This is a genomic window from Actinomadura luteofluorescens, assembly GCF_013409365.1.
In the GTDB taxonomy this organism is placed as follows: Bacteria; Actinomycetota; Actinomycetes; order Streptosporangiales; family Streptosporangiaceae; genus Spirillospora; species Spirillospora luteofluorescens.
The window spans coordinates 4,619,422-4,636,226 of the sequence record NZ_JACCBA010000001.1 but is presented as its reverse complement, the minus strand read 5'-3'; the positions used below and the strand labels follow the sequence as shown (position 1 = coordinate 4,636,226).

The 16,805-nt window shown below is 69.0% G+C and carries 21 protein-coding genes; 6 read left to right on the top strand and 15 right to left on the bottom strand.

Translation table 11 applies throughout. The features are described from left to right. Positions 1 to 5 precede the first annotated feature (5 nt). The 3 genes from BJY14_RS21485 to BJY14_RS21475 form a co-directional block, all read right to left on the bottom strand. Positions 6 to 503, bottom strand: a complete 498-nt coding sequence (locus tag BJY14_RS21485) for a pyridoxamine 5'-phosphate oxidase family protein (protein ID WP_179845274.1) — start codon at positions 501 to 503, stop codon at positions 6 to 8. Between the two features lie 113 nt (positions 504 to 616). Continuing rightward, positions 617 to 1,066 carry an MmcQ/YjbR family DNA-binding protein gene (locus BJY14_RS21480; protein ID WP_179845273.1) on the bottom strand — a complete coding sequence of 150 codons (450 nt, stop codon included), beginning with the start codon at positions 1,064 to 1,066 and terminating at the stop codon, positions 617 to 619. 39 nt (positions 1,067 to 1,105) lie between these two features. Beyond that, a complete protein-coding gene (locus BJY14_RS21475; protein WP_179845272.1) occupies positions 1,106 to 1,498 on the bottom strand; it encodes a nuclear transport factor 2 family protein in 393 nt (130 codons plus the stop codon). A gap of 118 nt (positions 1,499 to 1,616) precedes the next feature. Here BJY14_RS21475 and BJY14_RS21470 point away from each other — a divergent pair, with 118 nt between their 5' ends. The 3 genes from BJY14_RS21470 (at position 1,617) to BJY14_RS21460 (ending at position 3,234) form a co-directional block, all read left to right on the top strand. After that, positions 1,617 to 2,183 carry a PadR family transcriptional regulator gene (locus BJY14_RS21470; RefSeq protein ID WP_179845271.1) on the top strand — a complete coding sequence of 189 codons (567 nt, stop codon included), beginning with the start codon at positions 1,617 to 1,619 and terminating at the stop codon, positions 2,181 to 2,183. Positions 2,184 to 2,327: 144 nt separating this feature from the next. Further along, on the top strand, positions 2,328 to 2,663 hold the full coding sequence (locus BJY14_RS21465; protein ID WP_179845270.1) for a hypothetical protein: 336 nt from the start codon (positions 2,328 to 2,330) through the stop codon (positions 2,661 to 2,663). After that, positions 2,653 to 3,234: a carboxymuconolactone decarboxylase family protein gene (locus BJY14_RS21460; RefSeq protein WP_179845269.1), complete on the top strand. Its 582-nt coding sequence runs from the start codon at positions 2,653 to 2,655 to the stop codon at positions 3,232 to 3,234. Before BJY14_RS21465 ends, BJY14_RS21460 begins: the two co-directional genes overlap by 11 nt. A gap of 12 nt (positions 3,235 to 3,246) precedes the next feature. On the opposite strand, the gene BJY14_RS21455 is transcribed toward BJY14_RS21460, so the two are convergent. Further along, positions 3,247 to 3,648, bottom strand: a complete 402-nt coding sequence (locus BJY14_RS21455) for a MerR family transcriptional regulator (RefSeq protein ID WP_179845268.1) — start codon at positions 3,646 to 3,648, stop codon at positions 3,247 to 3,249. A 49-nt stretch (positions 3,649 to 3,697) separates the two neighbouring features. On the opposite strand from BJY14_RS21455, the gene BJY14_RS21450 reads away from it, so the two are divergent. Then, a complete protein-coding gene (locus BJY14_RS21450; protein ID WP_179845267.1) occupies positions 3,698 to 4,606 on the top strand; it encodes an NAD(P)-dependent oxidoreductase in 909 nt (302 codons plus the stop codon). A gap of 82 nt (positions 4,607 to 4,688) precedes the next feature. Here BJY14_RS21450 and BJY14_RS21445 read toward each other — a convergent pair whose 3' ends face one another. From BJY14_RS21445 to BJY14_RS21435, 3 genes are all read right to left on the bottom strand, one after another. Beyond that, positions 4,689 to 5,135 (bottom strand): NUDIX domain-containing protein, encoded by a 447-nt coding sequence (locus BJY14_RS21445; RefSeq protein WP_218905536.1) that lies wholly within the window; start codon positions 5,133 to 5,135, stop codon positions 4,689 to 4,691. A gap of 237 nt (positions 5,136 to 5,372) precedes the next feature. After that, entirely contained in the window at positions 5,373 to 5,708 is a 336-nt protein-coding gene (locus BJY14_RS21440) for a hypothetical protein (RefSeq protein WP_179845266.1), read from the bottom strand. Between the two features lie 59 nt (positions 5,709 to 5,767). Continuing rightward, entirely contained in the window at positions 5,768 to 9,667 is a 3,900-nt protein-coding gene (locus tag BJY14_RS21435) for a replicative DNA helicase (RefSeq protein ID WP_179845265.1), read from the bottom strand. 338 nt (positions 9,668 to 10,005) lie between these two features. Here BJY14_RS21435 and BJY14_RS21430 point away from each other — a divergent pair, with 338 nt between their 5' ends. Then, positions 10,006 to 11,331 (top strand): MATE family efflux transporter, encoded by a 1,326-nt coding sequence (locus BJY14_RS21430; protein ID WP_179845264.1) that lies wholly within the window; start codon positions 10,006 to 10,008, stop codon positions 11,329 to 11,331. Positions 11,332 to 11,346: 15 nt separating this feature from the next. On the opposite strand, the gene BJY14_RS21425 is transcribed toward BJY14_RS21430, so the two are convergent. From BJY14_RS21425 to BJY14_RS21415, 3 genes are all read right to left on the bottom strand, one after another. Next, entirely contained in the window at positions 11,347 to 12,090 is a 744-nt protein-coding gene (locus BJY14_RS21425; RefSeq protein WP_179845263.1) for a hypothetical protein, read from the bottom strand. Between the two features lie 8 nt (positions 12,091 to 12,098). Next, positions 12,099 to 12,311 carry a hypothetical protein gene (locus tag BJY14_RS21420; protein ID WP_179845262.1) on the bottom strand — a complete coding sequence of 71 codons (213 nt, stop codon included), beginning with the start codon at positions 12,309 to 12,311 and terminating at the stop codon, positions 12,099 to 12,101. A 92-nt stretch (positions 12,312 to 12,403) separates the two neighbouring features. Beyond that, positions 12,404 to 13,102: a Crp/Fnr family transcriptional regulator gene (locus BJY14_RS21415; protein ID WP_179845261.1), complete on the bottom strand. Its 699-nt coding sequence runs from the start codon at positions 13,100 to 13,102 to the stop codon at positions 12,404 to 12,406. Between the two features lie 225 nt (positions 13,103 to 13,327). On the opposite strand from BJY14_RS21415, the gene BJY14_RS21410 reads away from it, so the two are divergent. Continuing rightward, complete coding sequence (locus BJY14_RS21410; RefSeq protein ID WP_179845260.1) at positions 13,328 to 13,516, top strand: hypothetical protein; 189 nt, start codon at positions 13,328 to 13,330, stop codon at positions 13,514 to 13,516. Between the two features lie 222 nt (positions 13,517 to 13,738). Here BJY14_RS21410 and BJY14_RS21405 read toward each other — a convergent pair whose 3' ends face one another. The 5 genes from BJY14_RS21405 to rpsF form a co-directional block, all read right to left on the bottom strand. Then, positions 13,739 to 14,581, bottom strand: coding sequence for a peptidoglycan recognition protein family protein (locus BJY14_RS21405; RefSeq protein ID WP_376770011.1), 843 nt, complete (start codon positions 14,579 to 14,581; stop codon positions 13,739 to 13,741). Positions 14,582 to 14,828: 247 nt separating this feature from the next. Further along, on the bottom strand, positions 14,829 to 15,275 hold the full coding sequence (gene rplI / locus BJY14_RS21400) for a 50S ribosomal protein L9 (protein WP_179845259.1): 447 nt from the start codon (positions 15,273 to 15,275) through the stop codon (positions 14,829 to 14,831). A gap of 17 nt (positions 15,276 to 15,292) precedes the next feature. Beyond that, positions 15,293 to 15,529, bottom strand: coding sequence for a 30S ribosomal protein S18 (gene rpsR / locus BJY14_RS21395; RefSeq protein WP_019631633.1), 237 nt, complete (start codon positions 15,527 to 15,529; stop codon positions 15,293 to 15,295). Positions 15,530 to 15,611: 82 nt separating this feature from the next. After that, the gene (locus tag BJY14_RS21390) at positions 15,612 to 16,196 is read right to left on the bottom strand and encodes a single-stranded DNA-binding protein (RefSeq protein WP_179845258.1); all 585 of its coding nucleotides are present in this window, start codon (positions 16,194 to 16,196) and stop codon (positions 15,612 to 15,614) included. A 37-nt stretch (positions 16,197 to 16,233) separates the two neighbouring features. Beyond that, positions 16,234 to 16,524: a 30S ribosomal protein S6 gene (gene rpsF / locus BJY14_RS21385; protein WP_131877633.1), complete on the bottom strand. Its 291-nt coding sequence runs from the start codon at positions 16,522 to 16,524 to the stop codon at positions 16,234 to 16,236. Positions 16,525 to 16,805: the final 281 nt, after the last annotated feature.

Sequence of the window (16,805 nt, the reverse complement as noted above, 5' to 3'; positions counted from 1 at the left end):
GGCGTTCAGGCGTTCTGGCGTTCGGCCTGTCGCCGGACCAGTTCCTCCACCGCGGTGGGCAGGGTCGTCTCGAAGTCGATGAGCTTCACCCAGGTCGGGGTGACGACGATCCGGACCATGCCGTCGTAGAGCGAGCGGACCCCGGCCTCCCACTCGACACGCTGCTCGGCCGTCATCTCGTAGCTGCCGTTCATCTGGAGGTACTCCTCCGGGATGCCGTCGACGACGTCGAGTTCGGCGCGCCCCCGGATGAGCAGGATCTTCGGCGGGTGGACCTCGGTGTCGATGGTCAGCGCGACCTCGGGGCGATGCCGCAGGGCGCGCAGCTTCGGGGCGTTCGTCGCGGTGCACATGACGATCTCCGAGCCGTTCCAGGTGAACCCGATCGGCACGTTGCGGGGCGTGCCGTCCTTGGCGACGTAGGCCAGCCGGGTCAGGTCGCGGGCCAGCAGCTCCCTGCTGTACGGGCGGTCGAGGATCTCGTCGATCTCGTTCTGCTCCATGGTCGTCGCTCCTGTGCCGGTGTCGTCGAGCGGGCCGTTCTCGGCTGCTCGTACCCTGGGACGGAGCCGGTCCCGCGTTCTCGACGTCCGCGGCGGAGAATTCTCAGATCTTTTCAGGACCGGTGGGGCGGCACCTGAGGATCAGCGGCCGGATGGTCGCGGAGCCAGGCCTCCCCGCGCCTGCGCGACGCCTGCGAGAGCCACGCGTCCTGGACGACCTCGGTGAGTTCCCGCAGCGTGAGCTCGCCGAGGCGGCACGCCCGCACGAGCACCGAGCGGTGGCCGTTGAAATGCGGGGTCGTGAAGAACGGCGACGCCCGGTCCTGCACCAGGGCTTCCTTGTCGGACTCGGAAGGCACCCAGAAGACGATCACGTCCGGGTAGCGCTCGCCCGTGGCGGGGTCGCCCGCGTCGGGACGAGGGGTGCGGAAGAACACGAACGACTTGCGTCCCACTTGGTAGACGGCGTTCCCGCTCTTGCCGTACTCCACCGTGACGTGCGGCATTCCCTGTGCCAGCTCGTGCACGTCCTCGACCCGAGCAGGACGGTCGTCTCCCCGCATGCCGCGCAGCGTACCCCGGCGCCGGCGCGCGGGGGCGGTTCAGGAGCTGAGGACCTCGCGCTCGATCTGCTCGAACTGCGCGCCCATCGCCTCGGCCAGCGCGGTGGCCCCCGACAGCGGGCGCACCATCACCGTCAGCTCGTCGATCAGGCCGTCCTCGTCCAGGTGGAGGAAGTCGCACCCGTGCACCTCGCGGCCGTTCACGGTCGCCTGGAACAGGAGCGCGTGGTCGCGGCCGTCCGCGCCGACGATCTCCCGCACGTAGCGGATGTCCTCGAACACCCGCGCCGCGGCTCGCACGATCGCCGCCGTGATGGCCTTGCCGTGGTACGGCCGGAACACGACGGGGCTGGTGAACACGGCGTCGTCGGCCAGCAGGCCCGCGATCGCCGCCGTGTCCCCGGCCTCCACCGCTCGCCTGAACGGATGCATGCGACACCCCCGAGGTATCCAACTTGTTGAATAGGTGCAAATTACACTAGCCGCGTCGCGGGAGGCCGTCCACCGGGCGGCGGCGTGGCGGCGATCACGGGCCGATACGCTCGGAACCATGTCGTTGCGGAACGCGGTCCTCGCCACGCTTCTGGAAGGTGAGGCGTCCGGGTACGACCTGTCCAAGAGCTTCGACGCCGGCGTGGCCAACTTCTGGATGGCCACCCCCCAGCAGCTCTACCGGGAGCTCGACAAGATGGCCGCCGACGGACTGATCCAGGCGCGGGTCGTCCAGCAGGAACGCCGTCCCAACAAGCGCCTGTTCTCCCTCACCGAGGCCGGCCGCCGCGCCCTGCACGAGTTCACCGCCAGGCCCCCGCGCCCCGGCGCGATGCGCGAGGAGCTGATGGTGCAGGTCCAGGCGGTGGACGCGGGGGACGCCGAGGCCGTCATGGCCGCTCTGCGGGAGCGCCGGTCCTGGGCAGAATCCAAGATCGCCCGCTTCGAGCGGCTCCAGGCCCGCTTCCTGAACGGCCGCACCGAAGAGGACTACCTGGCCACCGCCGACCGCATCGGCCCCTACCTCACCCTCATGCGCGGCCTGGCGTTCGAGCGCGAGAACCTCCGCTGGTGCGAGGAGACCCTGACCATCCTCGACCGCCGCACCAGCACCCTCAAGAGCTGACCGGTACCGGCAGCACCGGCCACCGGAGTGTCTGTGTGGCGTGCCGGTGCCCGGAAATGACTCGACTGTGTCCGGCCGGATGTCTTGTTCGGCAGGCTGCCGATCGTCTTGTTCATGAGGACGGACGAATGCGAGGGAGGGGCCATGGCGAACGAGGACCGGAAGCGCGCAGCGCACCGAGCCCTGGTGGATCGCCTACTGAGCGGCAAGGGGAGGGCATCCACGCAGCAGCGGGCGCGTGCCTTCGGCAATGAGGGCCTCCCCCCGGCGCTGGACGCACTGATCGGCAAGGTCGTCGGCAGCCCCGCGCAGGTCACCGAGGCGGACCTGGCGGCGGCGAAGGCATCGGGCCTCACCGAGGACCAGGTGTTCGAGCTGGTGGTCTGCGCCGCGGTCGGCCACTCGGCCCGGCTGTACGAGGCCGGCCTGGCGGCCCTGGCCGAAGCGACCGGCAAGGGGAGGCCCGAGCATGCGGCTTGACATCCTCGACCACGGCTACAGCCCCAAGACCAAGCTGCTGTTCGCGCTCATCCGACTGATCTCCAGGCACCCGGTGCCCGACGCCGCCAAGCTGGTCTTCTACCGTCCCGACTTCTACGGCGCCCGGGCCAAGGCGTTCACCCATGAGGCGATGCGCGGGCCCTCCGACTGGTCGGTGGGCGACCGGGAGCTGATGGCGGCCTTCGTCTCCCAGGTGAACGAGACCGCGTTCTGCGTCCGCGCCCACACCGCGACCGCAAGCCGCGCGTACCAGGACGGACCACGCGTGGCGGCCGTGCTGGCCGACCTGGAATCCGCCCCCATCGAGGAGCCGCTCCGGGCCACCCTGCGGATGCTCGGCAAACTGACGCGTGAAGGAACGATCGGCGCGGAGGACATGCGGGAAGTGCTGGCCGCAGGCGCCTCACCCAGGCAGATCGAGGACGCGCTCGCGGTCTGCGCCGCCTTCAACGTCACCGACCGCCTCGCCGACGCCTTCGGCTTCGCACTGCTCACCCCCGAAGGCTTCGAGGCGGGGGCCGACCACCTGCTCAGACGCGGCTACCGCTAGCCGCACGGCGTCTCAGGCGGAAAGGGGCTCGACGCACGCGAAGAGGGGAGGCGCCTCGCCGTCCGTTCGCTCGGCGGCGTCGATGTAGCCGGCGAGAGCGTCGCGGGATCGAGCGAGCCTCTCCATCTGATCGTCGAGTCGCCGCATCCGCGTCCGCATCGCGTCCAGCAGTTCGGGGCACCCGAGCAGCTCCGGCGCCTCGCCGACCGCGCAGGGCAGCAGATACGCGATGTCCTCGGAGGACAGTCCGGCACCGAGCAGGTGCCGGATCTGCTTCACCCGCACCACGGCCGCGTCGTCGTACTCGCGGTACCCGTTCGTGCCGCGATCCGCCTCCAGCAGGCCCTGCGCCTCGTAGTACCGCAACTGATGGGCCCTGACGCCCGTCCGGCGGCTCAGCTCTCCGATCCGCATCGCATCCTCACTTGACCTTCAGACCGGTATCAACGTTAACGATGCTGCCATGGACAACGACACCGACATCCCCGTGACGGTCATCGGCCTCGGCCTGATGGGTCAGGCACTGGCCGGCGCGTTCCTCAAGGCCGGACATCCCACGACCGTATGGAATCGCACGACCTCCAAGGCCGAGCGGCTGGTGGCCGAAGGCGCACGACTGGCGCCGACGGCCGGCGACGCGCTCCAGGCCGGCTCCCTGACGATCATCTGCCTCACCGACCACCAGGCCGTGCAGGAGGTACTCGACGCCACCGAGGTGGACGGCACGACGCTGGTCAACCTCACCTCGGGCAGTTCGGCCCAGGCCCGCGAAGCCGCCCGATGGGCCGAGCGGCGCGGCGCCCGCTACCTGGACGGCGCCATCATGGCCGTCCCACCGGCGATCGGGACCGCCGAAGCGGTGATCCTGCACAGCGGGCCGCGACCGGTCTTCGACGCGCACGAGCCGGCGCTCGGCGCGCTCGGTACCGTCGTCCACCTCGGCGGGGACCCCGGGCTCGCGTCCCTGTACGACGTGGCCGGCCTGGCCATGATGTGGAACGTGCTGAACGCCTGGCTCCACGGCACCGCCCTCCTCGGGACGGCCGGCGTCGACGCCGCGACATATGCGCCGTTCGCGCAGCAGATCGCCACCGTGGTGGCCGGATGGCTCCCGGGCTACGCCGAGCAGATCGACCGCGGCGCCTACCCGGCGGAGGTGTCGGCCCTGGAGACCGACGCGCGGGCGATGGCGCACCTGGTCGAGGAGAGCGAGGCGGCCGGCGTCGACACCGGGCTGCCGAAGCTGATCAAGGCGATGGCCGACCGCTCGATCGCCGCCGGACACGGAGCGGAGCAGTACCCCGTCCTCATTGACGAGTTCCGCACCCCCACGCACAAGAAGATCAACGACCGCGACACCCCTGAGCCCTGACCGCCCGGCAAAGCGCGAACCGCCCACCACCCACAGTGCAGCCCGGGCACCCGGCCCCGGGCTGCCAGACCCACCCGGCCCCTCAGGAACCAACCACCCCCACCCCACCTCCAAGCAGCCCCCTGCCTTGGAGTTGCCGCAGCGCCAGAGCGACAAACGGCGGAACCCGCAGATCGGCCAGGCCGGGCAGCGGATAGAACTCCAGCTTCACGCCCTCGGTCAGCGGGATCGTCGCGGGATCCCCATCCCAGGACCCGGTGAAGAACACAACACGGTCCCCTTCGGCGTCCTTGGGATGCTCCAGTCGCTGTGTCAAGGCGATGCTGAGCCCCGTCTCCTCGTGAAGCTCCCTGGACATCGCCTCGGCGGCGGTCTCTCCCGGCTCGGCGAGACCGCTCGGCAACGACCAGTACCCCGGCCATGCGATTCCGGGGTGGTCGTCTCGCAGATGCATCAACACCCGCCCGAGACGGTCGGTGATGATCGCCGCCACTCCGAACGGTTCGGGCCGCGCCACACCGCTGATCATTCGGCACCCCATCCACGAAACGGAGATCTGGCGGTGCCAGAACACACCGCGCTCACGAGTCTCTTGTCCTCAGGGGTATACCCGCGAAGAGCCGACGCCGGGGCGCAGACATGAGAGAAGGGGTGCCCCGGCCGGGCTTATCCGGCTCAGCCTGGGCTTTTCGCGGGGGCGCCGACACCAGGGCCCAGGCGTTCGGGCCGGTGGAGCCGACCAGTCGGATCGGCCTGAACGCTGGTTTCACCAGTCTCGCCACTCGTCTGTGAGCGCGGCCGGGTCGATGCCCTGTCGGCGCGCCAGCGCCTCGATGTCGATTCCGGTCCGGGTGAGGGCGTCCTCGATGTATTCGCAGAGTTCTTCGCGGTCGACGGTGTCGAAGTCGTGGCCGCCGGTGCCGTCGATCTGGTTCAGCGCGACGACCACGTGTTCGACAGCGGCCATGACGGCCTGGTCGGTGGGTGCGCCCAGAGCGGTCACCTCGGCTTCGAAAGCGCGCAGCGCCTGCTCGACTCGCTCCAGGAACACGTCGGGGAAGGTGCCGAGCTGCCGCCAGCTGTCAGTGGGACTGGTGATCATGCCGAGACCGTAGCGAGCACCTCGGACGTCCGGTTCTCCGGCGAGCCAGGCCCGTGGCGTTACTGGGCCATGTCGACGAAGCGGCTGTAGTGGCCCTGGAAGGCGACCGTGACGGTGGCGGTGGGGCCGTTGCGGTGCTTGGCGACGATCAGGTCGGCCTCACCGGCGCGCGGCGACTCCTTCTCGTAGGCGTCCTCCCGGTGCAGCAGGATCACCATGTCCGCATCCTGCTCAATGCTGTTGTGGAGGGCCATGCCGTTCGCGATGAAGTTGTGGAGACCCATGACGGTGGCGTCATAGACCTCTTGCTCCCCGATGCTCTCGATCTCGACGATCTCGTCCCAGAACACGTCGTTGGTGCAGAGCAAATCCAGCTCGGCGCTGTCGAGCACGGTCGCCACACGGCTGAGGCGCTCACGGCTGGGGGCACGCTTCCAGAGGGCACTGCCGGAGAACTGCGTGCCGATCGCCGCGGAGAACTCTCGGTGGGTCATCCGCTGCTCCGCGATGAGCTTACGAACATCGTCCCAAACCTCACGCGGAATGGTGTCGCGGTTGGTGTTCGACCGGATGTTCCGAAGTTGCTCGGCCGCTTGCGAGGCGATTGTGCCACGGGCGCCGTGCACACGTATGGCTCCGAAGAATGCGAGTTGGTTCTCCGCGCCGTACAAATGGAGCTGGTATCCAGGCCGGTAGGCGCCCTTGGTGACGCGCTTCACGCGCGAGATGATGCCGAACCGCAGCAGCAGCCTGGACACGTCGTCCACCAGTCGCCTACTCGTCGATGCGTAGTAGACGGTGGACCGCCGGCGCTCGGCGTCCCAGTGCACACAGCCGTCGGTTGCCCACAGATGCCTGAGAAAAAGCGCCACCTGCTCTTTACGCAAGCCGAACACCGGTGAAGGCACGAACTTCTCGTGCGAACGCCTCCCGAACAGCCCCAAATCGTCAAGCCACTCGGCGATCGGATTGCGGCGGCCGTGCGTTAGGCGATAAGGGGCCGGCAGACGCAGCGTGGTGACTCGGGAGGTCTCGTATTCGTCCCACACAGCCTTGACACCGAAATGCTCGGCCGCGAGGGCGACCGCTTCGAGGCATGTCTCGTCCTTGCTGGCGTATCGGATCGGCTGGCGCTTGACGAAGGACCCGTCACCGATGAGGTGCGCAAGAAGGATCACGCGCGCCTCAGGCCAGGCGACAGGCTCCATCGGCGGCGGCACATGCCTGGCGGCGGCCACCCGTGAGCCGGGGGACAGTTCGCCGAGCGGCTTCCAGCCACCGTACGTGAGGAACGGATGGTTGGCGGTCGCCTCGACCTCCTTGCCGGACGCCAACCTGACGCGGAACACCTCCTTGCGTCCGCTGGAGAAGGCATGCGTCATGGTCCGCGGGACGTACTTCAAGCGCTCGTCCAGCGCCCACACGGGGACGTCGCGCGCGCCGCTCGCCACGAGTTCCCCCATCGTGACCTCTTCGTTGGTGTCCGCACGCATGATTCGCGTCGAGGCCGTGACGCAGCCCGATTCGCGTAGGTCGGAGACCATGGGCTTCTTGTCGGTTCGCTGTTCGGGGCCTCGGTTGAGCTGGGAGAGCGCGATGACCGGGACGCCCAGTTCCTTGGCGAGGAGCTTCAGCGAGCGGGAGAACTCCGAGACCTCGACCTGGCGGCTCTCGACGCGCTTGCCCGACGTCATCAGTTGCAGGTAGTCGATGATCACCAGGCGCAGGTCGTGCTGCTGCTTGAGGCGGCGGCACTTCGCGCGGATCTCCATCATCGACATGTTCGGTGAGTCGTCGATGAACAGCGGCGCCTCGGCGACCTCGCTCATGCGCCGGGCGAGGCGCGTCCAGTCCTCGTCCTGCATGGTGCCGGACCGCATCGCGTGCAGCGCCACCCGCGCCTCCGCGGACAGCAGGCGCATCGTGATCTCGTTGCGGCCCATCTCCAGGCTGAAGAACGCCGAGGTCAGCCCGTGCTTGATGGACGCGGCGCGGGCGAAGTCGAGGGCGAGCGTCGAGTTGTGCGTCGGAACGCAGGAACGCCCCGCCAGGTACATGTGGTCGTCGTTGTCGACCTGGACGCACCGCACCGGCACGCTCTCGACGGGCCGCACGTCGACGATGTACCGCACCTGCGCCTTCGGATGGACGGACTCCCGCTGCCGAGCCGCCTTGCGCGGCAACCGGAACACCGTCTCCGCAGGTGTGAAGTTGATCCGGTAGAACGTCGATGTCTCCTCGGACCGCCCCTTCACACGTTTGGTCCGCATCGTCGCGCGGTAGCCGAGGCTGAGGATCAGCTCGTGCGCGTCATCGGCGAGCCGCTTGTTCACGAAGCCGAGTTGAACCTGCCCGATCTCCGAGACATAGCCGTCCGTGTCGAGCATCCCCGCGAGCAGCGCCCGCCGTTGCGCCTCCGAAGCCCGCAGGTAAGGCGCAGGAATGTGCTTGTTCCGCCAGAGACCGAGGGCCTTGATCTTTGTGGTGACGCCGGGCAGACCGAACCGCCCAGACGTCTTGCGTCGCACGACCGGCTGCCCTGCCGCTTCGATCTCCGTGAGGATCTCCTCGTCGAAACAGGTGAGAGAGCCACTCCGGCTGTCTCCGTCACCGAGCCACGCGCCCAGGACATACGGGGCTACGGGTAGGTCCACATTCGGGAGTTGGAACGGTGCGGCGACCTCGACCGCGTGGTTGGGGCGGCTGTCACCGTCGCAGCGCAGCGTCGCGGCGATCTCTTCGGTGGTCTTGATGGGACGGTGCTGCGCCGTTGTCGTGGCATTCTTCGGGCGCACCGCGCGGCCGAGCAGCCCTCGGTAGAGGCTCGTGCACTCGTAGCGGGGCTGGCGCTTGGAGAGGCTCACGTCGGCCTCGCCGCGATGCCCCAGCTCACGCGTGACCGCGTAGAGCGCATGCTTGAACTCGGCGCCGACCTTGGCCACCGCTTCACCATGGGTGACGAGTTGACGAGGCCCCTCGTTAGCGTCCGCCGTCGCCCAGCGGACGCGGTTGACGGCCTCTCGCGGCCAGTAGTAGGCCGTGCTGTTCTCGCTCTTCTGGCGGCGGGCAGCACGGGTCGTCGTCCGCCACTGATGCTGGGCGTCCGCGACGATCACTTCGCCGTCGGAGAACTCGATCTCGTAGCACGGGCGGCCGTGCATGACGTCGGTTGCGGCCACGACACGAGTAGGCCTTCCATCGGCTCCGATCAGATAATCACCAACGGACACTTCCCCCATCGTGGTCCAGCCAAATGGGGTCGGAAGAGGCGTAGCCAGACTAGTCGCCTTGCCCATCGCGGGGCGGGCAGCGACCACTACCATCTGGCCGGGGTGCAGGCCGTTGGTGAGGGCGTCCAGGTCGGCGAAGCCGGTGGGGCAGCCGACCATCTGGCCGCCGCGGCTGCCGATCGCCTCGATCTCGTCGAGGGCGCCGGGCATGATCTCGCTCAGCGCGACATAGTCCTCGCCGGCGCGCTTCTCGGCGATGGCGAAGACCTCGGCCTGGGCGCGGTCGAGGATGTCGTCGGCGTCGGCGCCGTCGGCGGCATAGCCCATCTGGACGATGCGGGTGCCGGTCTCGACCAGGCGGCGGAGGATCGAGCGCTCGTGGACGATCTTGGCGTAGTACCCGGCGTTGGCCGCGGTGGGCACCAGGGAGATCAGCGTGTGCAGGTAGGGGGCGCCGCCGATGCGGCCGATCTCGCCGTTCTTGGTGAGCTCGCCGGCTACGGTGACCGCGTCGGCGGGGTCGCCGCGACCGTAGAGATCGAGGATGACGTCGTAGATGATCTGGTGGGCGGGACGGTAGAAGTCGGGGGTGCGCAGCATCTCCACGACCTCGGCGATGGCGTCCGGGGAGAGCAGCATGCCGCCGAGGACGCCCTGCTCCGCCGAGATGTCGTGCGGAGGGGTGCGCTCGAACTCGTGCTCCTGCGGCCCGATATCCGCAACGCTCATTGCCACACCCCCTTCATCGCGGCCGGCCGGCGGCCCCGTCCGCCCATCGCCGACCGTTCACCCCACGTCTATCTGTCGCGTCCGACATTCTCGCGAGGGCACGCTGCCGCGGGCAAAGCGAGCTGTGGACAAACCTGTGGACGACCTGTGCAGACACGCGGTCCAGGTTGTGCACGACCTGTGGACAACTCTGTGGATTTCTCGTGGACGGCACCGAAGGCAGCGCACTGAGCTGCGATAACCTCGTCCACCGGGTGTGCGGGAAAGAAAGTGCGCCCTCCGGTGCCATGTAAGGCTTCTATTTCATTAGTGAGTTACACGCTGGTAGCCTCGGCGCGATGACGACCCCCCGGCGGCTCGCGACCGCGCACGACCGCGAGATCCTGCGCCTCGCCGTGCCGGCCTTCGGCGCGCTCGTCGCCGAACCCCTCTTCCTGCTGTCGGACTCGGCCATCGTCGGGCATCTCGGCACCGCGCAGCTGGGCGGGCTCGGGGTCGCCGGGCAGGCCCTGAACACGCTCGTCTACCTCTGCGTCTTCCTCGCCTACGGGACGACCGCGGGGGTGGCCCGCCAAGTCGGCGCGGGGGACCTGCGAGGGGCGATCAGGCAGGGCATCGACGGCATGTGGCTCGCGATCGCCATCGGCGCCGTGCTGATCGCGGCGGGCTGGCCGCTGATCCCCTGGATCGTGGACGCGTTCGGAGCGTCCCCAGGTGTGGCGCCCTATGCCGAGACGTACCTGCGGGTGAGCCTGTTCGGAATCCCGTCGATGCTGGTCGTCCTTGCAGGGACGGGCGTTCTGCGCGGCCTCCAGGACACGCGCACGCCCCTGCTCGTGTCGATCGGCGGCTTCTCGCTGAACCTTCTACTCAACGTGGTGTTCGTCATCGGGATGGGGTGGGGGATCGCCGGATCCGCGTGGGGGACCGTCCTCGCGCAGACCGGCAGCGCCGCCGTGTACGTCGCCGTGGTCCTGCGCGCGGCCCGGCGGCACGGCGCCTTGGTCCGTCCCGACTGGGACGGGTTGCGGACGTCCGCCACCGCTGGTTTCGGGCTGCTGGTACGGACGGCGGCGCTGCGCGTCGTCCTCATCGTCGGGACGTCGATCGCGGCGCGCATGGGGGACCCGGAGATCGCCGCGTACCAGGTCGGGTTCCAGGTGTGGACGCTGCTGGCGTTCGCGCTCGACGCCATCGCGATCGCCGGCCAGGCCATCACCGGCCGCTATCTGGGCGCGTCCGACATCACCGCGACGCGGGCCGTCACCCGCCGGATGGTCTGGTGGGGCGTCGGCTGCGGAGTCGTGTTCGGCCTGGCCGTCCTCGTGGTCCGGCCGTGGCTGCCCGCCCTGTTCACCTCCGACGGCGACGTCCGGAACCTCCTGCTCGGCTCGCTGCTCCTCGTGGCGGTGCTGCAACCGATCGCCGGGGTGGTGTTCGTCCTGGACGGCATCCTGATCGGGGCGGGCGACGGCGCCTACCTCGCCGTGACGACGCTGGTCGCCACGGCCGTCTTCCTGCCCGCCGCCCTTCTCGTCCCCCGGACGGGCGCGGGCCTCGCCGGGCTCTGGGGCGCGATCGGCCTGTGGATGCTCACCCGGATGATCACGCTGAGCCTGCGCGCCCGCGGCGACCGCTGGTTGGTCACCGGCGCCGTCCGCTGATACCGGACGGCGGGGTCAGGCGGGCACCGAGGAGATGTTCGGCCGGGAGGTGGAGGGCGTCGATCCCTTGATGTCCGGTACGGGACTGTCGAGCATCGGCAGCTTGACCGAAGCGATCTCCCTGAGGGCGCCGCACAGGAGGAGAGAGCGCTCCGTCCACTGGTCCACCAGGGCCTTGGTGGACTCGTCGCCCTTCAGTTGCTCGTACACCGGCTTCGTCACGCCGATATGCCAGGGAGGGACCGCCTTGGTGATGGAGAAGACCAGATTGACGGTGTCGCCGGTCAGCTCCTCGGTGTACCGCCTCCCGTCCGAGCGGGGGACGACGGCGACGGAACCGTCGGAGATCGCGCTGGACACGGCGAACTGGGTGGCCCGGCTGGGAGGCTGCCCCGTGCCGGCGTACTGCACTTCGTGCGCGGCTTCCGTGAGCAGTTCCCAGCACTGGGGCACGAGGTCCTGCCACGCCACCGCGTGCGCCTCCTGCGCTGTCTTGAGGGCACGGAGAGCCCGTTCGCGGGGAGTCCCCCGGTAGGCGACCAGGAGGCAGTCGCCCTGCCAGGCGTAGATGTCACCACCGAGGGACTTGGCGATCGGCTCCACCTTCGACCAGAAGCTGCGGGCCAGGACTCCGGCGCGCCTGGGGTTGTGAGGACCCAGTTCGTACACGATCCGGCTGAAGCCCCGGATGTCCACCAACAGGAAGGCCGCTTCGAACTCCGGCGCCTCGAGATCAGCCTCTCCGGGCCTGGTGCTCACATCTCCTCCTACTCCGCCCGCACCTGGGAGGCTCTCTTGCTCTCGGCAGGAGCGATCAGGTGCTGGGCCACACTCGTCGCGATGAACACGACTCCGATGATCACCAGGGCGATGACCTTGACCTTCGACAGTGTGGGGACGTTGAGAAGTCCCCCGATCTGCAGACCTCCCCCGACGAGACCGACGGCGATGCATACCGCTCCAACGACGTCCAGCGACATGGTGCCTACCTTCCTTCAGGGTCGCCACACCCTGAAGGTAAAGCATAAGCATTCATTTGTGAAGGCTTCCACACTTATGGGTGTGGAAGCACTTACTCATCTGTGGAGTAGATCTTGCGGAGGCCTTCGAGATCGAGGATGAGCATCCGGCCGTTGCGGGTCGCGACCAGGCCGTCGTCACGGAGCCTGGACCAGGTGCTGGACACGGACTCGCGCGAGATGCCGATCAGGCTGCCAAGCTCGGTCTGGGTGCGCGGATAGGGAAGCCAGATGCCGTCCCGGTTGCTCCGGCCCACCTTGTCGACCAGGCTTACCAGGATCTCCGGGATCTGCATGGAGGTCTTGTGCTTCTGGAAGTGGATGTTGGCGGTCTGCTCGTCGACCCGCTCGGCGAGGATCTCCGTGTAGGTCCACCACGCCTCCTTGTGGTTCCAGAGGAAGTCCTTGAACTGGGTGTCCTCCAGCTCCAGCACCTCGACCTCGTCCAGCGCCCGCAGGGAGGCCGACCGCGGCTTGTTGAGCAGGCCCGCCATGTCCCCGACGATGTCGCCCTCTCCGCGGAAGGCCAGCAGCCGGCCGTTGGCCCCGGGGCCGGTGGGATCGCCCGGCCTGGGGTCGGGCTCGGAGACGACGGCCGCCCACCCGCGCAGGATGATCATCACCGAGCGGGACCTCCCCCGCTGGCGGATCAGCCTGTCACCGGGGGGGAGGACGTCGCGGGTCGTGTACTCCAGCAGGGCGGTCTGCTCGGGCTTTCCGAGCCTCCCCCAGAAGGATGTATCTTGCGTCATACTCCACAGTGTAAGCCTCCACATCAAGATGTGGCCAAGTAACAGTTCGCTTGTGAACCCGACCGGAAGTCAGGGCTCGCTCATCACGGGCCGGTCCGGCGGCGCTCCCTCCCGCACACCGTGTCCCGCCTGCCCGGCGTGAACGTGATCGGGACCCGCGCGACCGGCGGCACCCGATTCCCGGATCGCCACCGCACCGCCAGTCACTCCCGCTACTATTCGAACATGTGTTCCACACACGGCGAGCGGATGGCCCGGCTGACTCAGGCGATCGACGACCTGGCGGCGGAGGGCCTCGCCGGCCTGCCCCCCGAGGCCCTGGTCGAACGGGTGGCGGGCATCTGGTCGCTCGTCGAGGGCATCGACCCCGAGATCGCCCGCCGCCGCACCCGCTACACAACGCCCGACACCTAGGCGGTGTTCTCTCAGTCCCGGCCCACTTCGCTCGCCTGGCGGCTGTGTTTTCACAGTCCCGGCCCACTGCGCTCGCCTGGCGGCTCGCTACGTGACCGTGCCTGGGCGAACGCGGCATCGCTTCGCGATCTGCCCGGCTCCGCTCGCCTCCGGCTTCGCTCCACCGGGCAGGTCACGCGTTCGCGGGCGTGGCGAGGCGACTTCGAGACAGGCCCTAGCCGCTCATCCCAGATCGTCGAGGGACGGTAGGAGCGGCGACAGGATCGACCCGCCGTCCGAGCCGCCCTGGCTCGTGGAACTCTGACCCGACGTGCCCTCCAGGCGCTCGGCCACCGATCGCCGGAGCTGCGGCAGCCTCGCGTAGAGGACGTCCCCGGGGCACGAGGTGTTGTTGTAGTCGCGGTGCCCGACGATGGCCTCGGACGGGTCGAGGTCGTATTTCTGGCAGAGCCAGACGCACACCTCCATCAGAGATTTCCACAGGGCACCCGGCACCGCCGCGGACATGTAGGTGCCCTCGTTCTCGATACCGATCGTGTGCTGGTTGTGGTGCAGGACCTGCGCGCCGATGGCGAGGTCGCCCGACCGGATGGCCTTGAGGCTCCGGTTGCGGCCCTCCATCACGATGCCGCCGCGGCTGATCGTGAGCTGCTGGCCCGCGTCGTCCCAGCCGTTCTTGTTCATGTGGATGTTCTGGATGGAACGTGACAGCGCGAACGCGTGGGCGAGCGAGCGGTCCCGCGCGTTCGCCGTCGCCGTGTGGTGCACGATGATGTGGTCCGGCGGCCGGTCGACCACCTCGGCCGCGCGCCTGGGCGCCCTCGCGTTCCACTGCGCCCGCGTGTAGACCTGCGGGGCGTCCGCCGTGAACAGCACGCGGCCGTCGTCCCCCCGGTACGGCCCTGCCGCGAGATCTTCCGCCATGGCCTCATTCTGGCGGTACGTGCCCAGCGGCAGCATCTCCAGCAGGCCGGCGCCCATGACGCCGCCGATGACGGCCCTGCGTGTCACCGCCCTGCCCGTGCGCTGCCGGTCGTCCGCGCCCTCCCCCGAATGCGCGATCACCACCGCCCCCCTTCGTCCCGCGACACTGTGATCACGGAACGTAATCACCGCAAAGCTGATCACTCAAACACTCGGCGATTCACGGGCGTATCACGGGAAACCCGAATATCCGCGACCCCGGCAAACGCCGGCAGACCCCGCATCCGTGACCTCTGCGGCCAGGTACGAAGCCGGGTTTCGGTTTTCGGGGAAGACGCCGACGACCCCCGGCCCTTTGCGGGTCCGGGGGTCGTCGGGTGGTCGGGCGTCAGGCCTCGACGACGTTGACGTCGATCGTGGCGTTGACGTCGCTGTGCAGACGCACGCTGACCCGGTGGGTGCCGACGGTCTTGATCGGGTTCCCGATCTCGATGCGGCGGCGGTCCAGGTCGGGGCCGTTGGCGGCGCGGACCGCCTCGGCGATGTCGGCGGCCGTGACGGCGCCGAACAGGCGGCCGTTGCTGCCGGTGCGGGTGCGCAGCGTCACGCGCAGCCCGCCGAGCCGGTCGGCGACCTCGCGGGCGTGCTCGACGGTCGCGATCTCGCGGGCCGAACGCGCCTTCTTGATCGAGTCGACCTGCTTCTCGGCGCCCCGGGTCCACTTGATCGCGAACCCGCGGGGGACGAGGTAGTTGCGGCCGTAGCCGTCGCGGACGTCGATGACGTCACCGGGCTCGCCGAGCCCGGAGACCTGCTGGGTCAGGATGAGCTTCATGTTCTTTACCCCCTGCCTCAGCGCGCGGTGCTGGTGTACGGCAGCAGCGCCATCTCGCGGGCGTTCTTGATCGCCGTGGCGACGTCCCGCTGGTGCTGGGTGCAGTTGCCGGTCACCCGCCGGGCACGGATCTTGCCGCGGTCGGAGATGAACTTCCGCAGCAGGCCCGTGTCCTTGTAGTCGACGTAGGAGATCTTCTCCTGACAGAAAACGCAAACCTTCTTCTTCGGCTTGCGGGGAGGTGGCTTCGCCATCGTGGTGCTCCTTTGGGAGAGCCCCGCTCACGCGGGAATGGACGTGTACTCGTTGTCTCGTGGTCGTGCCGGAGCGGCGGACCTAGAAGGGCGGGTCGTCGGAGAATCCGCCGCCGCCACCGCCGCCGGTGGCCCAGGGGTCGTCGGCCGGGGCGCCGCCCTGCTGGCCGCCGCCGAAGCCGCCGCCCTGCTGGCCACCGCCGCCGAAACCGCCGCCGCCCTGACCGCCCTGACCGCCGCCGCCGAAGCCGCCGCCCTGGCCGCCACCGCCGCCGAAGCCGCCGCCACCGCCGCCACCCTGCCGCTGGGTCTTGTTGACCTTGGCAGTGGCGTTGCGCAGCGACGGGCCGACCTCGTCGACCTCGACCTCGAAGACGGTGCGCTTCTCACCCTCGCGGGTCTCGTAGGAGCGCTGCTTGAGGCGTCCCTGCACGATCACCCGCATGCCGCGCTGCAGGGTCTCGGCCACGTTCTCGGCGGCCTGCCGCCAGACGTTGCAGGTCAGGAAGAGCGCCTCGCCGTCCTTCCAGTCGCCCGCCTGGCGGTCGAAGAACCGCGGGGTCGAGGCCATGCGGAAGGAGGCGACCGCCTGGCCGCTCGGGGTGAAGCGCAGATTCGGGTCCTCGACGAGGTTCCCGACGATCGTGATTACGGTGTCGCCTGCCATGGGGCTCGCTCCGGCTGCTTAGAGGGCTGAGCCCGGCTCAGTGGACCTCGGGGCGGATGACCTTGGTACGAAGGATCGACTCGCTCAGGTTGAGCTGCCGGTCGAGCTCCTTGACCGTGGCAGGCTCAGCCGACAGGTCGACCACCGCGTAGATGCCTTCGGACTTCTTCTGGATGTCGTACGCCAGGCGCCGGCGGCCCCAGACGTCGACCTTCTCCACGCTGCCGCCGCCGTCCTTGACGACCTTCAGGAACGGGTCGAGCGCCGCACCCGCGGTGCGCTCGTCGATGGCGGGGTCGAGAATGGTCATGAGTTCGTAACGACGCATGCTGTGTCCCTACCTCCTCTGGACTGATGCGGTCACGGTCTCTCCGTGACAGGAGGGCTCTTGCGTCCGTCGCGGCGGCGCCGGACCCGGATCGCCGGGCGGACCTGCCGCGAGACCGATACAGGCTACCAACACTCGGGGGTGCGGCGGTCGCCTCCCGCGAGAGTCGGGCGCCCGTTCTCGCAGCGGAGCGGAGGGGACGGTCCGGGCATGGGCCATGGGCGGGGCCCAGCGCCCGTCTCGAAGCCGCCTCGGCCACGCACGCGAACGCGTGACCTGCC